We start from the raw sequence: 1,462 nt of genomic DNA, 5'->3' as shown, positions 1-1,462 counted from the left end.
AGGAGAATTGAATGGACGCCTCCCACCCCGTGAGCGCTGAACACGAGTTATCCACCGCGCCGGCCACCTGCGGTAGAGAAGGACCTGCGGCGCCCGGCGCCGTGGATAACTCTGCGAAGGTGGTGGGTTAAAGGGTGGACCCTCACGGGCCGACGGCATCGAAGTGCCAAAGGTGGAAGATACGAAGATCTTCACAGGCAAACCGGAGGGTCCGAAATGAATGGTAGCAAAACAGTGGTCGGCATCGATATCGCCAAACGGGTGTTTCAGTTGCACTGGATTGACATGGAGACTGGAGAAATCGTAAGCCTGCAGCTCAAGCGTGAGAAGTTCCTCGAACACTTTGCCAATCGGCAGCCGTGCCTGATCGGCATGGAAGCCTGCGGCGGTGCGCAGCACTGGGCGAGGAAACTCACGGCGATGGGTCACCAGGTCAAGCTGCTTCCAGGCAAAGCGGTGAAACCCTTCGTGATCGGTAACAAGAACGACCGGCAGGATGCGCGGGCAATCTGGACCGCCGTGCAACAGCCCCACGTCAAAGCAGTCGCCATCAAGACCGAAGAACAACAGGCGATCCTGGCCCTGCACCGGATGCGCAGCCAGCTGGTCAAGTTCCGTACCGCCCAGATCAACGGCCTGCGTGGCTTGCTCACTGAATACGGTGAAGTTATGCCGCAAGGCAAGGCCGGCATCAGGAAAGGCATCACCGATGCACTGGCCAGACTGTCCGACAGATTGCCGGCGATGGTGATCGACACCCTACGCGAGCAATGGGCACGTATTGGCAAGATGGACGAAGAAATCGCCACCATCGAACAGCGCATCAAGCTCTGGCTCAAGCAAGACGATGCCTGCAAGCGGATTGCCGAGATTCCCGGTGTCGGGCCGCTCACGGCCACGGCCGCAGTCGCCATCATGGGCGATGCTAAAGCATTCAAGTCCGGGCGCGAGTTCGCTGCCTTCGCTGGCCTGGTGCCGCGACAGACGGGGACCGGCGGGCGGATCAAACTCCTCGGGATCAGTAAGCGCGGCGACACTTACTTGCGAACATTGCTGATCCACGGAGCTCGTGCAGTTCTCACGACAGCGAAAGATCCCGGCCCTTGGGTGACAGAACTACGCCAGCGCCGACCGCTCAATGTGGCGGTCGTGGCACTGGCCAACAAGATGGCGCGGACGATCTGGGCGATTCTCGCCCATGAGCGGACGTACCAAAAGGAGTTCGTCAGTCAGCCGGCATAGGCAACTGACGGGTGTATCAACCACTTTGATGAAAGGAGTGGCCGCCGTAAAGGTTGCGCAAGGTCGATAACAGTGTGATGGCAAACAGGTCAGACCGTGACCCGCCAAGCCTGTATGGCTTACAAGGACTTCGAGTCCTTCAGGAGAATGAGGCGCGGGTCAGCGGATTCCATCAGGGCCAGCAGGTCTATTCCTGCACAACAGGCCGGATATAGAACTG

1 protein-coding gene is annotated in these 1,462 nt (G+C 59.3%); it reads left to right on the top strand.

Features of this window, described 5'->3' with window-relative positions; translation table 11 throughout:
- Positions 1-216 precede the first annotated feature (216 nt).
- Positions 217-1,242 (top strand): IS110 family RNA-guided transposase, encoded by a 1,026-nt coding sequence (locus Tther_RS13105; RefSeq protein WP_143904568.1) that lies wholly within the window; start codon positions 217-219, stop codon positions 1,240-1,242.
- Positions 1,243-1,462 lie beyond the last annotated feature (220 nt).

It is taken from the genome of Tepidimonas thermarum (genome assembly GCF_007556705.1).
In the GTDB taxonomy this organism is placed as follows: domain Bacteria; phylum Pseudomonadota; class Gammaproteobacteria; order Burkholderiales; family Burkholderiaceae_C; genus Tepidimonas; species Tepidimonas thermarum.
Note: the sequence above shows the minus strand (reverse complement) of the source record. Positions and strands in the feature narration are given on the sequence as shown.